Raw genomic sequence first — 23,067 nt, 5'->3', positions numbered from 1 at the left:
ACATGTTTATCCATCAGAACGCCGCATGCATCCATCAGGAATTTTGTTCTTTATTTGTTCTAGTTTATCCTTATGATCCTGTCAACAGAATCGAAAACCTTCGGTGTTGCGGACATTCAGCCTCGACTCGCCGGTCGGCATCACTAAATAAGGGCTGTTATCCCAAAGGACCAAGCTGAGACGATGAGCGAACTGAAGACGATCTCCATCCGCGGCGCGCGCGAGCACAATCTCAAGGGCATCGATCTCGATCTGCCGCGCAACAAGCTGATCGTCATGACCGGGCTTTCGGGCTCCGGCAAGTCCTCGCTTGCCTTCGACACGATCTATGCCGAGGGCCAGCGCCGTTATGTCGAGAGCCTGTCGGCCTATGCCCGGCAGTTCCTCGAAATGATGCAGAAGCCCGACGTCGACCAGATCGACGGGCTGTCGCCGGCGATCTCGATCGAGCAGAAGACCACCTCGCGCAACCCGCGCTCGACGGTCGGCACCGTCACCGAGATTTACGACTATATGCGCCTTCTCTTTGCCCGCGTCGGCGTTCCCTATTCGCCGGCGACCGGCCTGCCGATCGAGAGCCAGACCGTCAGCCAGATGGTCGACCGCATCCTCGATTTCGGTGAGGGCACCCGTCTTTATATTCTTGCGCCGCTCGTGCGCGGGCGCAAGGGCGAATACAAGAAGGAACTGGCGGAGCTGATGAAGAAGGGCTTCCAGCGCGTCAAGGTCGACGGGCAGTTCTACGAGATCGCTGAGGCGCCGGTACTCGACAAGAAATATAAGCACGACATCGACGTGGTGGTCGACCGTATCGTCGTGCGTTCGGATGTCTCCGCCCGCCTGGCCGACAGCCTGGAGACCTGCCTGAAGCTCGCTGACGGGCTGGCAGTTGCCGAATTTGCCGACAAGCCGCTGCCGCCGGAAGAGACCTCGGCCGGCGGCTCGGCCAACAAGTCGCTGAACGAGACGCATGAGCGCGTGCTGTTTTCGGAGAAATTTGCCTGCCCGGTTTCCGGCTTCACCATTCCCGAGATCGAGCCCAGGCTGTTCTCGTTCAACAATCCCTTCGGCGCCTGCCCGACCTGCGACGGCCTCGGCGCCCAGCAGAAGATCGATCCGGATCTGATCGTGCCCGAGCCCGAACGGACGCTGCGTGACGGCGCGATCGCCCCTTGGGCCAAGTCGACCTCACCCTATTACAACCAGACGCTGGAGGCGCTCGGCAAACATTACGGCTTCAAGCTCGGCACCCGCTGGAACGATCTTTCCGACGAGGCCAAAGACGTCATTCTCAACGGCACTGAGGACAAGATCGAATTCCATTATGCCGATGGCGCCCGCTCCTATACGACGCAGAAGAATTTCGAGGGCATCATCACCAATCTCGAGCGCCGCTGGAAGGAGACCGATTCCGCCTGGGCGCGCGAAGACATCGAGCGCTTCATGTCGGCGGCCCCCTGCCCGTCCTGCAACGGCTTCCGCCTGAAGCCAGAGGCCCTGGCGGTGAAGATCGACACGCTGCATATCGGCGAAGTGACCGGTATGTCGATCCGCGTCGCCCGCGACTGGTTCGAGACACTGCCGGCAAGCTTCAACGCCAAGCAGAACGAAATCGCCGTGCGCATCCTCAAGGAAATCCGCGACCGGCTGCGCTTCCTCAACGATGTTGGCCTGGAATATCTGAGCCTGTCGCGCAATTCCGGCACGCTGTCGGGCGGCGAAAGCCAGCGTATCCGGTTGGCCTCGCAGATCGGCTCGGGGCTGACGGGTGTCCTCTACGTGCTCGACGAGCCGTCGATCGGCCTGCATCAGCGCGACAATGCCCGGCTGCTCGACACGCTGAAGCACCTGCGCGACATCGGCAACACCGTCATCGTCGTCGAACATGACGAGGACGCGATCATGACGGCCGACGACGTCGTCGATATCGGCCCGGCCGCCGGCATTCACGGCGGCCAGGTCATCGCCCACGGCACGCCGCAGGACATCATGGACAATCCGAAGTCGCTGACCGGCAAATATCTGTCCGGCGAACTCGGCGTTCCCGTACCCCACGAGCGCCGCAAGCAGAAAAAGGGCCGCGAGATCAAGGTAGTCGGGGCGCGCGGCAACAATCTGAAGAACGTCACGGCGGCAATCCCGCTCGGGGTGTTCACGGCAGTGACCGGGGTTTCCGGCGGCGGCAAATCCACCTTCCTGATCGAGACGCTCTATAAATCGGCAGCACGCCGCGTCATGGGCGCACGCGAAAACCCCGCCGACCACGACCGCATCGACGGCTTCGAGCATATCGACAAGGTGATCGATATCGATCAGTCGCCGATCGGCCGCACGCCGCGCTCGAACCCGGCGACCTATACCGGCGCCTTCACGCCGATCCGCGACTGGTTCGCCGGCCTGCCGGAAGCAAAAGCACGCGGCTACCAGCCGGGCCGCTTCTCCTTCAACGTCAAGGGCGGACGCTGCGAGGCCTGCCAGGGCGACGGCGTCATCAAGATCGAAATGCACTTCCTGCCCGATGTCTACGTCACCTGCGACGTCTGCCACGGAAAACGATACAATCGCGAGACGCTCGACGTCACTTTCAAGCAGAAGTCGATCGCCGACGTGCTCGACATGACGGTAGAGGAAGGCGTCGATTTCTTCGCGGCGGTGCCGGCAGTGCGCGACAAGCTGCAGGCGCTGAAGGATGTCGGTCTCGGTTACATCAAGGTCGGCCAGCAGGCGAACACGCTTTCCGGCGGCGAGGCGCAACGCGTCAAGCTCGCTAAGGAATTGTCGAAGCGCTCGACGGGACGCACGCTCTACATTCTAGACGAACCGACGACCGGCCTGCATTTCCACGACGTCGCCAAGCTGCTCGAAATGCTGCACGAACTGGTCAACCAGGGCAATTCTGTTGTGGTAATCGAGCACAATCTCGAGGTGATCAAGACGGCCGACTGGGTGCTCGATTTCGGCCCCGAAGGCGGCGATGGCGGCGGCGAGATCGTGGCGTTCGGCACGCCGGAGGCGATCGTCAAGGAGAAGCGCTCCTATACCGGACAGTTCCTCAAGGAATTGCTGGAGCGGCGGCCGGCGAAGAAGGCGGTTGCGGCGGAATGACGATGAGGCCGGCGTCGCCCGATGATCTGGAAAGGGTCGCGACGCTGACGGCGGCCGCCTATCGGCCGTATACCGAGCTCTTCGGCGCTCCGCCGATCCCGGTGACGGAAGACTATACGCCGCGAATCGAACGCGGCGAGGTCTGGCTGCGCGAGGTCGGCGGCGAAACGGCCGGCCTGGTGGTCGTCGAGCGGCATTCGGATCACCTCTTGCTGTTCAGCATCGCGGTGTCACCGGCCTTTCAGGGTGGCGGGCATGGGTTGGCGATACTCCATTGGCTAGAAGCCAAAGCGCGCGAATGGGCGCAGCCGCAGATCCGGCTTTATACGAATGCGCTCATGGAGCGGAATATCGCGCTTTATAGCGCCTTCGGGTTTCAGGAAACGGGTCGCCGGCCGAACCCTTCTCGGCCAGGATGGACCCTCGTTGACATGGCGAAACAGATCAACGCAGCCTGAGCGGCTGCGAATGGGGAGGACGACATGACGAAATCCGGCACTATCCGCACCGGCATCGGCGGCTGGACCTTCGAGCCCTGGCGCGGGCATTTCTTTCCCGATGACCTGAAACAGAAGGACGAGTTGAACTATGCCAGCCGCCAGCTGAATGTCATCGAGGTCAACGGCACCTATTACAGCACCCAGAAGCCGGCGGTCTTTGCCAAATGGGCAGCCGACGTGCCCGACGGTTTCATCTTTTCACTGAAGGCGACCCGGTTCGTCACCAATCGGCGAGTGCTGGCCGAAGCCGGTGAATCGATGCAACGCTTCCTGTCATCCGGAATCAGCGAGCTTGGCGATCATCTCGGACCGCTGCTCTGGCAGTTCGCGCCGACGAAGAAATTCGATCCGGACGATTTCGAGGCCTTCCTGAAGCTGCTGCCGGAAAAGCAGGATGGGCTGGCGCTTCGCCACGTGGTCGAGGTACGCCATGATTCCTTCAAGGTGCCGGAGTTCGTGGCGCTGCTTGCCAAATACGGCGTGGCGCCTGTCTGCGCCGAACATTTCGAATATCCGATGATCGCCGACGTCACGGCCGATTTCGTCTATGCCAGGCTGCAGAAAGGATCGGACGATATTGCAACCTGCTACCCCGACAAGGACCTGAAGGCCTGGGCGGACCGGCTCGAGACCTGGGCCGAAGGCAAGGTTCCTGACGATCTGCCGCTGATCGACGGGGATCGCAAGGTCAAGGCCGAGCCGCGCGACGTTTTCGCCTTCATGATCCATGAGGGCAAGGTCAATGCGCCGCATGGAGCGATGGCCCTGCAGAAACTGCTGGCGAAGTAAGCCAGCTCGGAGCTCGGAGTGGCTATGCGCCGATTGGGCTAAAGTGGCAAGACGTGAGCCGCGAGGTCTTCCGCCGTCAGCCCCTTGCCGGCACGGTGGGCGGCCTCTCCATGCAGCCAGACGCCGGCGGCCGCGGCCTCGAAGGCCGGCAGGCCCTGGGCGAGCAATCCGCCGATGATGCCGGCGAGCACGTCGCCGGAGCCGGCGGTGGCAAGCCAGGCAGGTGCATTGGTATTGATCAGCGCGCGGCCGTCCGGCGCGGCGATGACGGTATCGGCGCCTTTATAGACGATCGCGGCGTTGGCGCGGCGGGCTGCGGCTAAGGCCTTGTCCACCTTCCCCAGCGCATCGTCGCCGCCGATATCGGGAAAGAGCCGCGAAAATTCGCCCTCATGCGGCGTCAGCACCAGGCGCGGCTCACCGCCGAAAAGTTCGAAAAGCTGTTGCGGATCATCCTTGAACGAGGAGATGCCGTCGGCATCAAGCACCAGCCGGCGTTCGGCGAGCGCCGAGACGAAGGCGCGCGCCCTGGCGCCGATGCCGAAACCAGGGCCGAGAACGAAGGTCTGCAGCCGCTTGTCGGTGAGCCAGTCTTCGAGATCGGCCGCATCATCGATCGCATGCAGCATGACGGCGGTGAGATGCGCAGCATTGGCGGCTATCGCCGCATGAGGGGCCGCGATCGTCACCAAGCCGGCCCCCGCCTTCAGGCCCGAGATCGCCGACATGCGCGCGGCGCCCGTCTTATCGGCCTCGCCTGAGAAGACGACCAGATGGCCGCGCTGGTATTTGTGGGTTTCCAGCTGCTCGGTGGGCAGCACACCCTTCCAGGCATCCGGCCTGTTCTCGGCGATGACGCCGCTCGCCTCGGCCCTAATGATGCGGGCGGGAATGCCGATGTCGAAGACCTCCAACTCACCGCACAGCTCCCTGCCCGGCATCAGCAGATGGCCGGGTTTGCGAGTCATGAAGGTGATGGTGTTGCTGGCCCGGAAGGCGGCTCCCAGCACCCGGCCGGTACGGCCGTCCAGGCCGGAGGGCAGGTCGATGGCAAGCACGGGGAGACCGGCCTCGGCAATCCGCTCGATCACAGTGCGGGCATCGGCCGGCACCTCTCGGCTAAGCCCCGCACCGAACAGGCCGTCTATAACGACGTCGCCGCTTTTGGGACTATAGAGGTGGAGCGGTTCGCCCCGCAACGCGCATCCGGCTTTCGCGCGGGCCGCATCGCCCTTCAGCCTGGAGGGATCACCAAGATGGAAGAGCGCCATTGGAGCCCCGCCCTCCTGCAGATGTCGTGCGGCGACATAGGCGTCGCCACCATTGTTGCCCGGCCCGCAGAGCACGACGAAGCGCAAGGCTCCGGGATGAAGGCGCAGGGCTGCAGCCGCAACCGCCGCACCTGCCCTTTCCATCAGGCCAAAAGAATCGATACCGGATGCGGCTGCAGCGGTGTCGACGGCGGCCATCTCGGCAGGAGTGAGAAGAAGGTCGGACAGTTGGTGGCTCATCGGCCTATTCAATCGAAAAACGCCTAAAAAACAACCGCCTGAAATGATAAAGAAAAGAACCAATTTTGTGCATTTGCCTATCTTTTCATCTTGCACGGACGCACTTGCAGGACTCCTTAAACATGAGTTTTTTCGGATTTTCGATATGATTTTGATCGAAGGGTGGAGTTTCGCGACTGTTTTGTCACCAAATCGACATCAGACTCTCGGCAAATGCGGCGGTTTCGGCAAAATCCGTGGATTTTTTTAACAAGACGGATTTCAAACTGGCACGATATCTGCATCATATCCGGCGAGCGGGAAAATTCCTGCCATAACGGGAGAAGCGGAGAGACATTTTCTCATGAAAAAGATCGAAGCGATCATTAAGCCTTTCAAGCTGGACGAAGTGAAGGAAGCTCTTCAGGAAGTCGGCCTGCAAGGTATCACGGTCACGGAAGCCAAGGGCTTCGGCCGTCAGAAGGGTCACACGGAACTTTACCGCGGAGCAGAATACGTCGTCGATTTCCTGCCGAAGGTGAAAGTCGAAGTGGTGCTGGCCGATGAGAACGCGGAAGCCGTCATCGACGCGATCCGCAAGGCGGCGCAGACAGGCCGCATCGGCGACGGAAAAATCTTCGTCTCCAACGTCGAAGAGGTTATCCGTATCCGCACCGGCGAGACCGGCATCGACGCCATCTGACCCACTTTGCCAAGCGCGCAAAGTTCGATACGGTCAGCGCAGCCATGTATTGTCATCGTAAATCGGAGGAAGGTATTTAATGGCGACCGCAAGCGAAATTCTGAAGCAGATCAAGGAGAACGACGTAAAGTTCGTCGATCTGCGCTTCACCGACCCGAAGGGCAAGCTGCAGCATGTGACGATGGACGTTGTCTGCGTCGACGAGGACATGTTCGCTGACGGCGTGATGTTCGACGGCTCCTCGATCGGCGGCTGGAAGGCCATCAACGAGTCTGACATGGTGCTGATGCCCGATACCGAGACGGTGCATATGGACCCGTTCTTCGCTCAGTCGACCATGGTCATCGTCTGCGATATTCTCGATCCGGTATCCGGCGAAGCTTATAACCGCGATCCGCGCGGCACCGCCAAGAAGGCCGAAGCCTATCTCAAGGCATCGGGCATCGGCGATACGATCTTCGTCGGCCCGGAGGCCGAATTCTTCGTCTTCGACGACGTCAAATATAAGGCCGATCCTTACAATACCGGCTTCAAGCTCGATTCGACCGAACTTCCGTCGAATGACGACACCGATTACGAAACCGGCAACCTCGGCCATCGCCCGCGCGTCAAGGGCGGCTATTTCCCGGTTCCGCCTGTTGACAGCGCCCAGGACATGCGTTCGGAAATGCTGACCGTTCTATCCGAAATGGGCGTCGTCGTCGAAAAGCATCACCATGAAGTCGCCGCCGCCCAGCACGAACTCGGTATCAAGTTCGACACGCTGGTGCGCAACGCCGACAAGATGCAGATCTACAAATACGTCGTGCACCAGGTGGCCAATGCCTATGGTAAGACGGCGACCTTCATGCCGAAGCCGATCTTCGGCGACAACGGCTCGGGCATGCACGTGCACCAGTCGATCTGGAAGGGCGGCAAGCCGACCTTTGCCGGCGACGAATATGCCGGTCTTTCCGAGAGCTGCCTCTACTACATCGGCGGCATCATCAAGCATGCCAAGGCGATCAACGCCTTCACCAATCCGTCGACGAACTCCTACAAGCGTCTCGTCCCGGGCTATGAGGCACCGGTTCTGCTTGCCTATTCGGCCCGCAACCGCTCAGCCTCCTGCCGCATTCCGTTCGGCACCAACCCGAAGGCCAAGCGCGTCGAAGTCCGTTTCCCGGATCCGACCGCCAACCCCTATCTCGCCTTCGCCGCCATGCTGATGGCCGGCCTCGACGGCATCAAGAACAAGATCCATCCCGGCAAGGCCATGGACAAGGATCTCTACGACCTGCCGCCGAAGGAATTGAAGAAGATTCCGACCGTCTGCGGCTCGTTGCGTGAAGCCCTCGAAAGTCTCGACAAGGACCGCAAGTTCCTGACGGCCGGCGGCGTGTTCGACGACGACCAGATCGATGCCTTCATCGAACTGAAGATGGCAGAGGTGATGCGTTTCGAAATGACGCCGCATCCTGTCGAATACGACATGTACTATTCGGCCTGATCGGCCTGAACACGGAAAGCCCCGGACTGCCGGGGCTTTCCCCTCCCAGGGTCATGGACGCCAGCTGGAGGATATGACGTTCATGTGACGCGCTTGCGCAAAAATCTTGATTTGCGCGGCACCAATCACCAGATTTGGTGATGAAAGGAAGTCGTACCATGAAAGAAAGAGTAGCAAAGTTCAGTATCGGCGAAGTGGTCCGGCACAAGGTTTTCCCGTTTCGCGGCGTCATCTTCGACGTTGATCCGGAGTTCGCGAATACGGAGGAATGGTGGAATTCCATTCCGGCCGAGGTGCGCCCGAGCAGAGACCAGCCCTTCTATCACCTGCTCGCCGAAAATGACGAAAGCGAATATGTCGCTTATGTCTCCGAGCAGAACCTGATGAACGACGAAAGCGGCACGCCGCTTCGCAACCCACAGATCTACCAGATTTTCGATCAGGCCCCGTCAGGGCAGTTCAAACCCAAGATGAGCTTCGCCCACTAAATCAAAGGCGCCGATCAAACAACAAGGCCTCGCCTCTCCCAGCGAGGCCTTTTCTTTTGACACAAAAAAACCCGGCACGAAGCCGGGTTTCTATTCGATATGGCGGCGGCAGGATTACTGCGCCTTGGCAGCCTTCTGGGCGTCTTCCAGCTTCTTGCGGGCCTCCTCGGCCTTCTTCTGCATGCCTTCCTGCAAGCTGCGCTGGCTTTCAGCGAGCTTCGATTCGGAAACCGGTTCGCCGTCATAAGCGCCGGTGAAGCCTTCGAGCGAAATCTTGATCGGGTTCGGGGCGCGGCGGAAGTTGATTGACGTGAAGATCACGTCGCTGCCCTTCTTGAGGCTGGCGATCATCGCGTCGGTCAGCGGAATTTCAGCCGTGCACTTATCCGGGAGGCAGACGGCGTAGTCGAGCTTCTGGCCCTTGCCGCCGTCGATCTGCATGATGATGCCCGGGGGGATCAGGCGTGCCGTGGGAACAGACACCTGCAGGAGCTTACGGTTGATCTTGCCGGAGACCGAGATCAGGCCAACGGCCGTGACAAGCTGGCCGCCATTGGCGAGAATCAAGTTCTGGACAACACAGATGTCGTTGTCTTCCTGCTTGCTGCAGGTCTTGTACCAGCCGAGCTTGGGCGCGCCGGCGGCCTGCGCCTGGCCCTCGGCCGGAGCCTGTGCCGCAGCATCCTGTGCGAAGGAGGAGATCGGAGCCGAAGCGGCGCCGAACATCACTGCCAGAACGGACAGCGCTGCCCGCATTTTCTTTTCAGACTTGAACATCATAACGAATTCCGTCTCCTGATATCCGTTCGAGACAGCGACTTGCCGCCCCAACCTCGGGTCGTTCGGCACCCACCTCTTAAAAAAATAAGGCAAATGCATGACCCCGAAACTTCGGGTTCACCTGTTACATCGCAGCGTTCAAGATATCCAGCTTTTCTTTGGCCATTTGAGGAGCATTTCGTCGCGATGCCAAAGAAATCGCCGCTTCGTGTTGGAATCGCTCGACCCCATGATAATCTCCGCGGTGAATCATGCCCGTTTTCGTGGCCGCAAGGATTGCCGAATGCTCCGGATCGTCGTCCCCTTCGTCCTCTCGCTGCTGTGCGGCGCTGTTGCCGCCGAGCCGCTGCATGGCATCGCGATGCATGGCGAACCGGCCTTGCCGGCTGATTACAAACACTTCCCTTACGTCAATCCCGACGTGAAGAAGGGCGGCAAGATCACCTATGGCGTCGTCGGCACGTTCGACAGCCTTAACCCGTTCATCCTGAAAAGCATGCGCACGACGGCGCGTGGCATGTGGGATCCGGAATATGGCAATCTCGTCTACGAATCGCTGATGCAGCGCTCCAGGGACGAGCCTTTCACGCTCTACGGCCTGCTGGCCGAGACTGTGGAATGGGACGAGGACAGGAGTTTCATCCAGTTCAACCTCAATCCGAAGGCGAAATGGGCCGATGGCCAGCCGGTGACGCCTGAGGACGTGATGTTCACCTTTGAACTGATGCGCGACAAGGGCCGCGTGCCCTTCGCCAACCGCCTCAACGTCGTCGCCAAGATGGAAAAGGTCGGCGAAAACAGCGTGCGATTCACCTTCAATGACAAGGCCGACCGCGAGACGCCACTGATTTTCGGTCTTTTCCCGGTGCTGCCGAAACATGCGATCGATCCGGAAACCTTCGACCGTTCGTCGCTGACACCGCCGGTGGGCTCCGGTCCCTACAAGGTGAAGACGGTCAAACCAGGTGAGAGCATCACCTATGAGCGCGACCCGAATTACTGGGGCAAGGACATTCCCTCCAAGGTCGGCACCGACAATTACGATCAGATCACCGTCCAGTATTTCCTGCAGGACACGACGCTGTTCGAGGCCTTCAAGAAGGGCGATGTCGACGTCTATCCCGACGGCAATCCCGGCCATTGGGCCAACGCCTATAATTTCCCCGCGGTCACTTCTGGCGCCGTCGTCAAGGACGTATTCACGCCGAAACTTCCGAGCGGCATGCTCGGCTTCGTGTTCAACACGCGCCGGCAGATATTTGCCGATCCCAAGGTGCGCGAGGGCCTGTCGCTGGTGTTCGATTTCGAATGGGCAAACAAGAATCTTTATTCCGGCGCCTATAAACGCACGCAGAGTTTCTGGCAGAATTCCGAGCTTTCGAGTTTCGGCGTTTCCGCCAATGCGGCCGAGCTCGCGCTGCTCGGACCGATCAAGGACAAAATCGCACCCGCGATTCTCGATGGCACCTACAAGCTGCCGGTCACCGACGGTTCCGGCCGCGACCGCGATGTGCTGAAGCAAGCCGTCGGGTTGTTGAAACAGGGCGGTTATACGATCCAGGGCGGCAAAATGCTGGATGCCTCCGGCCGCCAGCTCGCCTTCGAGATCATGACGCAGAATGCCGATCAGGAGAAACTCGCCATCGCCTATCAGCGTTCGCTGCAGACAATCGGCATCGCCGCTTCGATCCGCACCGTCGACGATTCGCAGTATCAGAGCCGAACGAACAGTTTCGACTACGATATGATCATGAAGTCCTACACCTCGTCGCTGTCGCCCGGAAACGAACAGCTCGGCCGCTGGTCTTCGGCTGCGCGCACGCGCGAGGGTACGGACAGCTTTGCCGGCGCCAATGATCCCGACATCGACACGCTGATCGACCACCTGCTCAGGGCGCGCTCGGCTGAGGATTTCACCGCGGCGGTGCGCTCCTACGATCGGCTGCTACTTTCCGGCCACTACGTGCTGCCGCTCTACCATATCGACCAGCAATGGGTGGCCCATAGCAAGCGCATCGGCCGTCCCGACAGCGTGCCGCTCAATGGCTATCAGCTGCCTGTATGGTGGGATACAAGCGCGCAGTAGATGCAGCCGAACCACCCGGCCTTTATGTCTCCCTTCGGAGACGCACAAAATAAGGAAAATCATCATGGAGCGTATCACCATCGACGTCGTCTCGGATGTCGTCTGCCCCTGGTGCTATCTCGGCAAGGCGCGGCTGGAACTCGCCATCGCCGAGGTGCAGGACGAAATCGGCGTCGACATCAACTGGCGGCCGTATCGGCTCAATCCCGACTATCCCAAAGAGGGCGTCGACCAAAAGAAGGCGCTGGCTGAGAAGCTTGGCGGCGAGGAGCGCGTGGCGCAGGCACACAAGATGCTGACCGATTTGGGCCGCGAGGTCGGAATCGCCTTCGATTTCGAGGCGATCAATATCGGCCCGAACACGCTCGATGCGCATCGGCTGATCCACTGGGCGATGATCGAAGGACGCGAGAAGCAGGACAAGGTGGTTGACGCCCTGTTCAAGGCGAATTTCGAGGATGGCCGCAATGTCGGCGACCACGCGGTGCTGCTCGACATCGCGGAAAAGGCCGGCCTCGACCGCTCGGTCATCGCCTCGCTGCTTGCCTCCGATGCCGATCGCGATTTGATCGTCGCCGAGATCAAGGCGGCGCAGGAGATGGGCGTCAACGGCGTGCCGTTCTTCATCTTCGACCAGCAATATGCCGTCAGCGGCGCGCAGACACCCGATGTGCTGGCGAATGCGCTGCGCGATATCGCCAAGGCAAAGGCCGAGGCGCGATCGGGACTCAACTGACCGGCGGCATGGCCTGAAATGGTCCCGCTTTACCCCAGAACCGGAACGCAACGCACCTCAGTCGTCACCGAATTGGCGATGAAACATTCATCGTGGGCGTGATGGTGCAGGTTTTCGAGTTCGCTTAACGAGGGCTGTCTCTCGCCGCTGAAGACGACATGCGGCTTCAACGTCACCACGGTCATGGCAAGGCGGCCTTCGCCATTCTTTTCCATGACGCCCTCGGCGGCGTCGGTGTAGCTGTCGACGCAGAAGCGCCGTTTTGCGGCGATCGACAGGAACCAGAGCATGTGGCAGCTGGAGAGCGAGGCGACGAACGCCTCCTCCGGATCGACGGCGTCCTCGGCCGAATAAGGCAGCGGAACGACGTGGGCCGACGAGGATGCACGCAGCTCAATGCCGCCGTCGAAGGTCCAGCGATGGGCACGGCTGTAGCGATTGTCGGTGAAGGTCTCGCCGTTGCGCTGCCAGGCGATCGTCGCGCCGTATGTCGCCATCTCAGTCTCCCTTTGTTTATTTCGCCATCTCGGCCAGCTGCGTCATGATAACAGCAGCGCCCTGCAAGCGCTTTTCCGGGGTCGGCAGGTCGCGAGTCAGGAACAGGCTGTGGTCGGGGCGGATCTTCGCCATGGCGCCCTGCTTGCCGATATAGCCGACAAGGTTGGCCGGGTTGGGGAATTCCTTGTTGCGGAACTGCACGACGACGCCCTTCGGGCCGGCATCGAGCTTTTCGACATTGGCGGTGCGGCAGAGGGACTTGATGTAAACGATCTTCAGGAGATGCTGGACCTCGATCGGCATCGGGCCGAAACGGTCGATCATCTCGGCGCCGAAGCCGTCGATTTCCTTGAGTTCGGTGATTTCGCCGAGGCGGCGGTAAAGCGCCATGCGCAGATGCAGGTCGGGGACGTAGCCCTCAGGGATCATCACGGTCGTGCCGACGGAGATTTGCGGCGACCAGCCGGTGTCGTGGATCTCGTCGACACCCTTGACCTCGGCGACCGCCTCTTCCAGCATCTGCTGGTAGAGTTCGAAGCCGACCTCCTTGATGTGGCCGGACTGCTCCTCGCCGAGCAGGTTGCCGGCGCCGCGGATATCGAGATCGTGGCTGGCGAGCTGGAAACCAGCACCGAGTGTATCCAACGACTGCAGCACTTTCAGCCGCCGGTCTGCCGTCGCCGTCAGCACCTTATTCACAGGCAGGGTAAAGAGCGCGAAAGCGCGCACCTTCGAGCGGCCGACGCGGCCGCGCAGCTGATAGAGCTGGGCAAGACCGAACATATCGGCACGGTGGACGATCAGCGTGTTGGCTGTCGGCACGTCGAGGCCGGATTCGACGATGGTTGTGGACAACAGCACGTCGTAGCGGCCTTCATAGAAGGCGTTCATGATGTCTTCGAGTTCGCCGGCCGGCATTTGGCCGTGGGCGACGGCGACCTTCAGCTCCGGCACGTCGGACTGCAGGAAGGCATGCACATCGGCGAGATCGGCCAGCCGCGGGCAGACATAGAAGCTCTGGCCGCCGCGATAGTGCTCGCGCATCAGCGTCTCGCGGATGACCAGGCTGTCGAAGGGCGAGATGAAGGTGCGCACCGCCATGCGGTCGACCGGCGGTGTGGTGATCAGCGACAATTCGCGCACCCCGGTCATGGCCAGCTGCAGTGTGCGCGGGATCGGCGTCGCCGACAGTGTCAGCACATGCACGTCGCTCTTCAGCTCCTTCAGCCGCTCCTTGTGCTTGACGCCGAAATGCTGCTCCTCATCGATGACGAGCAGGCCGAGATTGGCGAATTTGATGCCGGCGCCGAGCAGCGCATGCGTGCCGACGACGATATCGGTCTTGCCTTCGGCGACTTCCTTCTTGGTCAGCGCCAGCTGCTTGGCACCAACCAGGCGTGAGGCCTGCTGGATGCGCACCGGCAGGCCGCGGAACCGCTCGGAAAAGGTCTTGAAATGCTGGCGGGAGAGTAGTGTCGTCGGCACGACGATGGCAACCTGGACGCCGTTCATCGCGGCGACGAAGGCGGCGCGCAACGCCACTTCCGTCTTGCCGAAGCCGACGTCGCCGCAGACGAGACGGTCCATCGGCCGGCCGGCGCCGAGATCGGAGCGGACGGCGTCGATGGCGTTGTCCTGGTCCTCGGTCTCATCATAGGGGAAGCGGGCGGCAAATTCGTCGTAGAGGCCGTCCGGCGTCGTCAGAACAGGCGCGTGGCGCGTCAGCCGCTCGGCGGCGATGCGGATCAGCGCATCGGCCATGTCGAGCAGGCGCTTCTTCAGCTTGGCCTTGCGCATCTGCCAGGCGCCGCCGCCGAGCTTGTCGAGCTGCGCCTCGGTACCCTCGCCACCGTATCGCGAGAGAAGATCGATGTTTTCGACCGGCAGGAAGAGTTTCGCCTCGTCGGCATATTGCAGTTCGAGGCAGGCATGCGGCGCGCCCGCGGCCTCGATGGTCTTCAGCCCGATGAAGCGGCCGATACCGTGTTCGGCGTGGACGACGATCGAGCCCTCGTCGAGGCCGGCAACCTCGGCGATGAAATCGGCGGCGCGCTTGCGGCGCTTGGAGCGCCGCACCATGCGGTCGCCGAGAATATCCTGCTCGCCGATGACGACGAGATCGCCCGCCTCGAATCCGGATTCGAGATTGAGCACCGCGGCGGCCGCCTCGCCTTTCGCCAGCGAACCGAGATCCTTCAGCGCCTCGATCGGCTTGACCTTTTCCAGGCCGTGTTCGTTCAGCACCTGCAGCAGGCGCTCCAGCGAGCCTTCAGTCCAGGCGGTGACCAGCACCTTCGCGCCGGCAGCGCGGCGGTCGGCAATATGTTTGACGACGACGTCGAAAATGTTGATGCGCTCGGCATCGCCGCCGCCTTCGGCATTCGAGCGAGCCCAGCGCTGGCCTTGGCGGGCCTCGATATTGACGACGCGGCGCGCCTCGCCTTCGATTTCGTTGAAGGGGCTGATGCGGATCGCGCCGAGCGCGTCGAGGGTTTTGGCGAAAAGCTTGCTGTCGAGATAAAGCTGGCCCGGCGTCACCGGCTTGTACGGCGTGCCCTGCGCCATCTGGCCCTTGGCCGGCTGAGCGGAATTCAGCCGGGCGTCGTAATAATCGAAAACCAGCTTGGAGCGCTCCTCGGCTGCCTCACGCACCGTGTTGTCAGTGACGACACGGAAGCCGCTGAGATAATCGAAGACGGTATCGAGCTTCTCGTAGAAGAGCGGCAGCCAGTGCTCCATGCCCGGATAACGGCGGCCTTCGGAGACGGCGAGATAGAGCGCGTCGTCTCGCGTCGTCGCGCCGAAAGCCGAGAGATAATTCTTGCGAAAGCGGCTGATCGTATCCGGCGTCAGCGTCACCTCGCTCATCGGATTGAGATCGAGGGAGCGCACCTGGCCGGTCGTGCGCTGGCTGGCCGGATCGAAGCTGCGGATCGATTCCAGCGTATCGCCGAAGAAATCGAGGCGGACCGGTTCTTCAGAACCCGGCACGAAGACGTCGAGAATGCCGCCGCGCACGGCATATTCGCCGACCTCGCGAACGGTTGCGACGCGGTCGAAGCCGTTGCGCTCCAGGCGCCCGGCAAGATCGTCCATGCGCAACTGATTGCCGGGACGGGCCGAAAAGCTCAGACTTTCGATCACATCCTGGGGCGCCACCTTCTGCAGCATGGCATTGGCGGTGACGAGCACGATCGCCGCATGCGGCTTCTTCCGATGGGCGATGAGGCCACCGAGTGCGGCAAGCCGGCGGGCCGAGGTATCGGCGCTCGGCGAAACGCGGTCATAGGGCAGACAGTCCCAAGCCGGCAGGGTGAGAACCGGAATATCGGGGGCGACGAAGCCCAGCATCTGCTCGAGATCGGCCATGCGGTGGCCGTCTGATATGACATAGGCAACCGGCTCTCCCGCCCGGGCGAGTTCGGCCAGCAGCAGCGGTTCGAGGCCGACAGGCACATTGCCGATCGTCAGCGGCTCGGCAATGGCCGCAAGCTTCTTGGCATCAAAACCAGGGATCATTCCGGCGTCCTGAGGGGCTTGTCGAAATCGGGCGTATAGGCGGCAAGGCGGGCAAAGATCGGTGTCTGGAAACGCTCGGGAACAGGCCATGTTCCCATGATCCAGCGGACTAGGTCATTGTCTTCCTCAGCCATGATCGTCTCGAACTCGTCGAGCTCGGCTTCCGAAAGCGTCGCGATCTCGGCTTCGGCGAACTGGCCGAAGACCAGATCCATCTCGCGGATGCCGCGATGCCAGCAGCGGAAAAGGATCCGGCGGCGGCGCGGGTCGAGACCGGCACTCGTGAGCGTGACACCTGTCATGGCATTACCTTCCTGTTGATGCGCCTCTATAGACCCTGGAAAGCGGCTTGTCAGCCTTGCCAAGGCCGCATTGTTCATCGCATTTTGGCCGCATGCGCCCCGCCATTCTCGATCCTTTGTTTTCTCCCATTTCGGGCCTTCCTGGCGTCGGCCCGAAGATCGCCGAGCTGCTGATCAAGCTGCTCGGGCGCGAGACGGCGGAGGATTGTCGGGTCATCGACCTCCTCTTCCATGCGCCCTTTTCGCTGATCGACCGGCGCAATCAGCCGGGGATCGCCCGCGCGCCGCAGGGCGCGATCGTCACGATCACCGCCCGCGTCGATCGCCACCAGGTGCCGCAGCGTGGCAAGAGCAATGTGCCCTACCGGGTCTTTCTGCATGACGAGACCGGCGAATTGACGCTGGTCTTCTTCCGCGGCCAGGCAGCCTGGCTGGAAAAACAGCTGCCTGTCGATGCCGAGGTGACGGTCAGCGGCAAGGTCGACTGGTTCAACGGCCGCGCCTCGATGGTGCATCCGGACTACATCGTCAGGGCTGACGAGGCGGAGAACCTGCCGCTGGTCGAGCCGATCTATCCGCTCACGGCAGGGCTCTCGCCGAAGACATTGCGCAAGATCATCGATGCCGCCCTGCCGCGTTTTCCCGAGCTGCCGGAATGGATCGACCCGGCGCTGGCGCAGAAGCAAGGCCTGCCGTCGATCCGCGACAGTTTCCACATGCTGCACGAGCCGCGCGACCCCGCCGATATCGATCCGCAGGCCCCCGCACGACGGCGGCTTGCTTATGACGAGTTTCTCGCCGGCCAGCTATCGCTGAGCCTGGTGCGCCAGAGGCTGCGCAAGGTGGCGGGCCAGCCGGTGCAGGCGACGGGCAAAGTCAGCGCCAAGATCCTGAAGTCCCTGCCCTTCTCGCTCACATCTAGCCAGAACGTGGCGATCGCCGAGGTTTTGAAGGACATGGCAGGCGCCGAGCGCATGCTGCGGCTGCTGCAAGGTGATGTCGGTTCCGGCAAGACGCTGGTGGCGCTGATGGCGATGGCGGCGGTGATCGAAAGCGGCGGCCAGGCCGTGCTGATGGCGCCGACCGAAATTCTGGCGCGGCAGCACCACGCGACGATCTCGAAATTCGCTGCCTCCGCCGGCCTCGGCATCGAGGTCCTGACCGGCCGCACCAAGGGGCGCGAACGGGAGGAGATCCTCGAACGCATTGCCTCGGGCGCCGCACAGATCGTCATCGGCACGCATGCGCTGTTCCAGGACAGCGTCGCTTACGCCAAGCTGATGCTGGCCGTCGTCGACGAGCAGCACCGTTTCGGCGTGCATCAGCGCTTGAGATTGACTGCCAAGGGCATCTCGCCGCACATGCTGGTGATGACGGCGACACCGATCCCGCGTACGCTGGTGCTTGCCGCTTTCGGTGACATGGACGTCTCCAAGCTCACTGAGAAGCCGGCCGGCCGCAAGCCGATCCAGACGATCACCGTGCCGATGGAAAGGACAGGCGAAATCGTCGGGCGGCTGCAGGGTGCCCTTGCCGAGGGCAAGAAAGCCTACTGGATCTGCCCGCTGGTCGAGGAATCCGAGCAGCTCGACCTGATGTCGGCCGAGGAGCGGCATGCAACACTTGTTGCCACGCTCGGCCCCGATATCGGCCTCATCCATGGCCGGATGAGCGGGCCGGAAAAAGATGCGGCGATGATGGCGTTCAAGAACGGCGAGACCCGGCTTCTGGTCGCCACCACCGTCGTCGAGGTCGGCGTCGACGTGCCGGATGCGACGATCATGGTGATCGAACATGCCGAGCGCTTCGGCCTGGCGCAATTGCACCAGTTGCGCGGCCGCGTGGGGCGCGGCGACGAGGCTTCGACCTGCATCCTGCTCTACAAGGGCCCGCTCGGCGAAACCGGCCACGCCAGGCTTTCGATCATGCGCGAGACCGAAGACGGTTTTCGCATCGCCGAGGAAGACTTGAAATTGCGCGGTGAAGGCGAGCTGCTCGGCACGCGCCAGTCCGGCACGCCGGGCTTTCGCATCGCCAGCCTCGAGGCGCATGCCGACCTCCTGGAAATCGCCCGCAAGGATGCCGCCTATCTGATCGAGCGCGATCCGGAGCTCACCGGCGACAGAGGAACGGCGATCCGCACCCTGCTCTATCTCTTCCGTCGCGACGAGGCGATCCGGTTCTTGAGAGCTGGATAAAGCGCGCCGCGGCGCACTTTAATCTTCCTTCCATGCATGTCGTTATCCCAAAACCGCCAAACACTTTTGGGCGACATGCATCAATCCGCCTTGGAAACCGCTACGGGCTTCGGCCGCGGCAGATGCTTCTGCTTCGGTTCGGAAGGCTTGTGCTCGGGGGCGACGAGTCCGCCCGAGATCAGGAACTTGGCGGCGTCTTCCGGGCTCATGTCGAGAAGGACGATCTTTTCGCGGGGCACGAAGACCAGGAAACCCGCCGTCGGCACCGGCGTCGGCGGCAGGAAGACGGCGACCATATCCTGACCCATGTCGTTGAACTTCGACGCGATCTCGCCCTTGGCGTCGGTGGCGATGAAGACCAGCGCCCAGAGGCCGGGACTGGGATATTCGATGAGGCCGACCTTCTTGAAGGAGTTCGCCTGTTCCTTCAGCACGGTTTCGAAAATCTGCTTCACGCTTCTGTAGACGGTGCGCACCAGCGGCATGCGCTGAACGACCGATTCGCCGAAACGAACGATGCTCTGTCCGATGAGGTTCTTGCCGAGGAAGCCGACAACGGTGATCAGCACGACGGCGGTCAGCAGGCCGAATCCGGGAATGGCGAAATTGAGGTAGCTTTCCGGATTCCAGCGCGCCGGAATATAGGGCCTGACCCAGCTATCCGACCAGTGGATGAAGGTCCAGGTCAGCCAGATGGTAATCGCGATCGGCGCGCAGATAATCAGGCCTGCAAGAAAATTATTCCTCAGCCGGGTCGCGACCGGCATTCTGGGGGTGTTGTCGGTCATCTCGCCTGATGAACTCCATCTCGGTCCTGGACAGGCCGGAACGCCGGCCCTTCCCCCTTGTCCGCCTGGTAAAACTGCCAGAATTCGGGGCGTCGCACAATATGTTTCGGCGCGAAGATCAGGTCGTTGCGGGCTTATTCCACGGTCACGGATTTCGCCAGATTGCGCGGCTGATCGACATCCGTGCCCATGAAGACGGCGGTGTGATAGGCGAGCAGCTGGATCGGCAGCGAGAAGATCATCGGTGCGATGATTTCGTCGACCACAGGCAGGGTGATCGTCGCCATGGTCGGCAGTTTCGAGGCGCTCGCACCGGCCTCGTCGGTTATGAAGATGATGCGGCCGCCGCGGGCTGCGACCTCCTGCATGTTCGAGACGGTCTTTTCGAAGAAACGGTCGAAGGGGGCAATGACGATGACAGGCATGTTCTCGTCGATCAGCGCGATCGGCCCGTGCTTCAATTCGCCGGCGGCATAGCCTTCGGCGTGAATATAGGAGATTTCCTTGAGCTTCAGCGCGCCTTCCATGGCGAGCGGGAAGCTGGTGCCGCGGCCGAGATAAAGCACGTCCTTGCATTTCGACAGCTCGCGCGACAGGCTTTCCATCTGCGGCTGGATGAGGTTCAGCACTCGGCTCATGATGCGCGGCATTTCGGCGAGATGGCGCACCAGCGCCCTCTCCTCCTCGGCGCTCACCGTGCCGCGGGCCTTGCCGGCGCCGATCGCCAGCGATGCCAGCACGGCCAGCTGGCAGGTGAAGGCCTTGGTCGAGGCGACGCCGATTTCAGGTCCGGCCATGATCGGGAAAACGGCGTCGGATTCGCGAGCGATCGTCGATTCGCGGACATTGACGACGGCGCCGATCTTCAGGCCGTTGTCCCGGCAATAGCGCAGCGATGCCAGCGTATCGGCGGTCTCGCCGGACTGGGAGATGAAGAGCGCTGCCTGCGAGGGCGACAGCGGCATTTCGCGATAGCGGAATTCGGAGGCGACGTCGATCTCGACAGGCAGGCGGGCATAACGCTCGAACCAGTATTTGCCGACGAGACCGGCGAGATAGGCAGTGCCGCAGGCCGAGATCGCCAAGCCGGTCGCCGCCTTGAAATCGATCGCAGCGGCATTGGCGCCGATCGTGTTCTCGGCGAAATCGACGTAATGGCTGAGCGCATGGGAGATCACCTCCGGTTGCTCGTAGATTTCCTTTTCCATGAAATGGCGGTGGTTGCCCTTGTCGACGACATAGGCGGTCGCCTGCGAGATCTGGCGAGAGCGCTTGACCGGCTTTCCGGCGAAGTCGATAACGGCGACGCTGTCGCGTGTGATGACGGCGCAGTCGCCGTCGACCAAATAGGTGATCTCGTTGGTAAAGGGCGAGAGCGCAATCGCATCCGAACCGAGGAACATCTCGCCGCGGCCATAACCGACGGCAAGCGGCGGGCCGGAACGGGCGGCCATGATCGTACCAGGATCGGCCTTGAGCATGACGGCGAGAGCATAGGCGCCGGTCAGCCGGTTCAGCATCTGCAGCATGGCGGCGCGCGGCTCCAGGCCCTCGCGCAGGTATTTCGCCATCAGCTGGCCGACGACCTCGGTGTCGGTCTGCGTTTCGAAGACCGCGCCTTCGGCGGTCAGTTCGTCGCGCAGTTCGGAGAAATTCTCGATGATGCCGTTATGGACAACGGCGACACCTTCGACAAAATGCGGATGGGCATTGGTTTCATTGGGAACGCCGTGCGTCGCCCACCGCGTGTGGGCAATGCCGACCAGGCCTGGCAGCGGTTCGGCGTCGAGGCGCTTTTCCAGATTGAACAGCTTGCCCTCGGCGCGGCGGCGATCCATCACCCCCTCATGGATGGTGGCGACACCGGCGGAATCATAACCGCGATATTCGAGACGCTTCAGCGCATCGACCAGTCGCCCGGCAACAGGCTGAGTTCCGACGATCCCCACAATTCCGCACATGCAATATCCCCACAAGGCTCCGACAATCGAGGCCAGTCCTAACGATTCCCGCTTAGTTATCAATCACCTCGGCGGTCACTTTCAATTTCCGCCGGTTACGCAAAGCGGCTTCAGGCCTTAGCCTTCTTCGCGGCCTTGATGGCGAGCGCGCGCTCGCGCAGCAGTGTGGCCCGACCGGGCTTGATCTCCTGCCGGGCACGGCCGAGCGCCAGCGCATCGGCCGGGACGTCGGCGGTGATGACGCTGCCGGAGGCGATATAGGCGCCGTCGCCGATCGTCACCGGGGCGACCAGCGAGGAGTTGGAACCAATGAAGGCGTTTTCACCGATCACCGTCTCGGCCTTGTTGACGCCGTCATAATTGCAGGTGATCGTACCGGCGCCGATATTGCTGCCGGCGCCGATAACGGCGTCGCCGATATAGGTAAGATGGTTGACCTTGGCGCCGTCGCCGATCCGGCCGTTCTTGACCTCACAGAAATTGCCGACCTTCGAACCATTGGCGAGATCGGCACCTGGCCGCAACCGCGCGAAGGGGCCGACGGTCGCGCCTTGGCTGACATGGGCGCCTTCTATATGCGAGAAGGCATGGATGACGGCGCCGCCGTCGATCACAGCGCCGGGGCCGAAGACCACGTTCGGCTCGATCAGCGCGTCCTGGCCGATGACGGTGTCGTAGGACAGAAAGACCGTTTCCGGCGCAATCATGGTGACGCCTGACAGCATCATGTCGTGGCGGCGGCGCTCCTGCCAGAACCGCTCGATGACGGCAAGCTCAGCCCGGGTGTTGCAGCCGGTCATCTCGATCTCAGGGGCGTCGACGGCGGTGACGCGGCCGCCGAGCGAACGGGCGATTTCGACGAGATCGGTCAGATAGAATTCACCCTTGGCATTGGCATTGCCGATGCGCGAGAGCAGATCGAGCGCCTTGCGGCCGTTGATCGCCATCAGCCCGCTGTTGCACCACGTCACCGTGCGCTCAGCATCGGTCGCGTCCTTTTCCTCGCGGATGGCGATGAGTTCGCCGTCCTTGACGAGCAGGCGGCCGTAGCCTGTGGGGCGATCGGTGTGGAATCCGATGACGACGATATCGCTGCCTTCGGCAAGGCCCTGGCGGGCGGCCTTCAACGGCCCGTCGGTCTGCAGCGGCACGTCGCCATAGGTGACGAGAATATCGTCATAGCCCTTGGCGATCGATTCGCGCGCCGCCAGCACCGCATGGCCGGTGCCGAGGCGCTCCTTCTGCAGGCAGGATTCAATTCCGACGCCGCCAATGTGTGCTGCCTTTGCCACTTCCTCGGCATCGCGGCCGACGACGAGTGCAGCGGAGGAAATGCCGGCGGAGGCGACCGCCTCGACCACATGGGCGATCATCGGCCGTCCGGCGACCGGATGCAGCACCTTCGATTTCGAGGATTTCATCCGCGTGCTGTCACCGGCGGCAAGGATGACGGCAAGACAAGTACGTTCCATGATCTGCTCCGCGAATCCGCGCCATGAGGCGGCTTTGTTGCCTCATACTGCATAATTCCTCAAATCGGAATCGATTTTCGGGAAGTGCGCTTTGTGGATCGAAAGTCTTGCGGCGTGCTTTGCGCCCCGAAAAAGACGCGGGGCGCGCGGAACAGAGCAGAGC

17 protein-coding genes are annotated in these 23,067 nt (G+C 61.8%); 9 read left to right on the top strand and 8 right to left on the bottom strand.

Translation table 11 applies throughout. From position 1 onward, the window contains the following. The first annotated feature begins 183 nt into the window (after nucleotides 1–183). From uvrA to OS035_RS25170, 3 genes are read left to right on the top strand one after another with little or no spacing between them, the layout of a single operon-like run. The gene (gene uvrA, locus OS035_RS25180; RefSeq protein WP_097628912.1) at nucleotides 184–3,105 is read left to right on the top strand and encodes an excinuclease ABC subunit UvrA; all 2,922 of its coding nucleotides are present in this window, start codon (nucleotides 184–186) and stop codon (nucleotides 3,103–3,105) included. Continuing rightward, on the top strand, nucleotides 3,102–3,563 hold the full coding sequence (locus tag OS035_RS25175) for a GNAT family N-acetyltransferase (protein WP_331814202.1): 462 nt from the start codon (nucleotides 3,102–3,104) through the stop codon (nucleotides 3,561–3,563). The genes uvrA and OS035_RS25175 overlap by 4 nt, the downstream gene beginning before the upstream one ends. Before the next feature lie 24 nt (nucleotides 3,564–3,587). Then, nucleotides 3,588–4,394, top strand: a complete 807-nt coding sequence (locus OS035_RS25170; RefSeq protein ID WP_183853531.1) for a DUF72 domain-containing protein — start codon at nucleotides 3,588–3,590, stop codon at nucleotides 4,392–4,394. Nucleotides 4,395–4,432: 38 nt separating this feature from the next. Here the strand turns inward: OS035_RS25170 and OS035_RS25165 are convergent, their stop codons facing one another. After that, the gene (locus tag OS035_RS25165; RefSeq protein ID WP_331814201.1) at nucleotides 4,433–5,905 is read right to left on the bottom strand and encodes an NAD(P)H-hydrate dehydratase; all 1,473 of its coding nucleotides are present in this window, start codon (nucleotides 5,903–5,905) and stop codon (nucleotides 4,433–4,435) included. A 343-nt stretch (nucleotides 5,906–6,248) separates the two neighbouring features. On the opposite strand from OS035_RS25165, the gene OS035_RS25160 reads away from it, so the two are divergent. From OS035_RS25160 to hspQ, 3 genes are all read left to right on the top strand, one after another. Further along, nucleotides 6,249–6,587 carry a P-II family nitrogen regulator gene (locus OS035_RS25160; RefSeq protein WP_003539626.1) on the top strand — a complete coding sequence of 113 codons (339 nt, stop codon included), beginning with the start codon at nucleotides 6,249–6,251 and terminating at the stop codon, nucleotides 6,585–6,587. 79 nt (nucleotides 6,588–6,666) lie between these two features. Beyond that, on the top strand, nucleotides 6,667–8,076 hold the full coding sequence (gene glnA / locus OS035_RS25155; RefSeq protein ID WP_003559365.1) for a type I glutamate--ammonia ligase: 1,410 nt from the start codon (nucleotides 6,667–6,669) through the stop codon (nucleotides 8,074–8,076). A gap of 158 nt (nucleotides 8,077–8,234) precedes the next feature. Beyond that, nucleotides 8,235–8,564, top strand: a complete 330-nt coding sequence (gene hspQ, locus OS035_RS25150) for a heat shock protein HspQ (RefSeq protein ID WP_003539613.1) — start codon at nucleotides 8,235–8,237, stop codon at nucleotides 8,562–8,564. A 114-nt stretch (nucleotides 8,565–8,678) separates the two neighbouring features. On the opposite strand, the gene OS035_RS25145 is transcribed toward hspQ, so the two are convergent. Next, nucleotides 8,679–9,344 carry an invasion associated locus B family protein gene (locus OS035_RS25145; protein WP_097628916.1) on the bottom strand — a complete coding sequence of 222 codons (666 nt, stop codon included), beginning with the start codon at nucleotides 9,342–9,344 and terminating at the stop codon, nucleotides 8,679–8,681. A gap of 283 nt (nucleotides 9,345–9,627) precedes the next feature. Here OS035_RS25145 and OS035_RS25140 point away from each other — a divergent pair, with 283 nt between their 5' ends. Together OS035_RS25140 and OS035_RS25135 are read left to right on the top strand one after the other, a co-directional pair. Next, nucleotides 9,628–11,430 carry an extracellular solute-binding protein gene (locus OS035_RS25140; RefSeq protein WP_097628944.1) on the top strand — a complete coding sequence of 601 codons (1,803 nt, stop codon included), beginning with the start codon at nucleotides 9,628–9,630 and terminating at the stop codon, nucleotides 11,428–11,430. A gap of 64 nt (nucleotides 11,431–11,494) precedes the next feature. Further along, nucleotides 11,495–12,166 carry a DsbA family oxidoreductase gene (locus tag OS035_RS25135; protein WP_097628917.1) on the top strand — a complete coding sequence of 224 codons (672 nt, stop codon included), beginning with the start codon at nucleotides 11,495–11,497 and terminating at the stop codon, nucleotides 12,164–12,166. A gap of 29 nt (nucleotides 12,167–12,195) precedes the next feature. On the opposite strand, the gene OS035_RS25130 is transcribed toward OS035_RS25135, so the two are convergent. From OS035_RS25130 to OS035_RS25120, 3 genes are read right to left on the bottom strand one after another with little or no spacing between them, the layout of a single operon-like run. Next, nucleotides 12,196–12,663, bottom strand: coding sequence for an OsmC family protein (locus OS035_RS25130; protein ID WP_097628918.1), 468 nt, complete (start codon nucleotides 12,661–12,663; stop codon nucleotides 12,196–12,198). Nucleotides 12,664–12,679: 16 nt separating this feature from the next. Next, nucleotides 12,680–16,183, bottom strand: coding sequence for a transcription-repair coupling factor (gene mfd / locus OS035_RS25125; protein WP_331814200.1), 3,504 nt, complete (start codon nucleotides 16,181–16,183; stop codon nucleotides 12,680–12,682). After that, on the bottom strand, nucleotides 16,180–16,485 hold the full coding sequence (locus tag OS035_RS25120; RefSeq protein ID WP_049735505.1) for an FAD assembly factor SdhE: 306 nt from the start codon (nucleotides 16,483–16,485) through the stop codon (nucleotides 16,180–16,182). Before OS035_RS25120 ends, mfd begins: the two co-directional genes overlap by 4 nt. Before the next feature lie 92 nt (nucleotides 16,486–16,577). Between OS035_RS25120 and recG the strand changes: the two genes are divergently transcribed. Continuing rightward, nucleotides 16,578–18,683: an ATP-dependent DNA helicase RecG gene (gene recG, locus OS035_RS25115; protein WP_097628921.1), complete on the top strand. Its 2,106-nt coding sequence runs from the start codon at nucleotides 16,578–16,580 to the stop codon at nucleotides 18,681–18,683. A gap of 80 nt (nucleotides 18,684–18,763) precedes the next feature. Here recG and OS035_RS25110 read toward each other — a convergent pair whose 3' ends face one another. From OS035_RS25110 to glmU, 3 genes are all read right to left on the bottom strand, one after another. After that, nucleotides 18,764–19,471, bottom strand: a complete 708-nt coding sequence (locus tag OS035_RS25110; RefSeq protein ID WP_097628922.1) for a DUF502 domain-containing protein — start codon at nucleotides 19,469–19,471, stop codon at nucleotides 18,764–18,766. Between the two features lie 134 nt (nucleotides 19,472–19,605). Further along, entirely contained in the window at nucleotides 19,606–21,432 is a 1,827-nt protein-coding gene (gene glmS / locus OS035_RS25105) for a glutamine--fructose-6-phosphate transaminase (isomerizing) (protein WP_331814199.1), read from the bottom strand. A 110-nt stretch (nucleotides 21,433–21,542) separates the two neighbouring features. Next, nucleotides 21,543–22,904 (bottom strand): bifunctional UDP-N-acetylglucosamine diphosphorylase/glucosamine-1-phosphate N-acetyltransferase GlmU, encoded by a 1,362-nt coding sequence (gene glmU / locus OS035_RS25100; protein WP_131710890.1) that lies wholly within the window; start codon nucleotides 22,902–22,904, stop codon nucleotides 21,543–21,545. Between the last annotated feature and the right edge of the window lie 163 nt (nucleotides 22,905–23,067).

The sequence above is a fragment of the Rhizobium sp. 268 genome (genome assembly GCF_036571585.1).
Taxonomy (GTDB): domain Bacteria; phylum Pseudomonadota; class Alphaproteobacteria; order Rhizobiales; family Rhizobiaceae; genus Rhizobium; species Rhizobium redzepovicii.
Note: the sequence above shows the minus strand (reverse complement) of the source record. Positions and strands in the feature narration are given on the sequence as shown.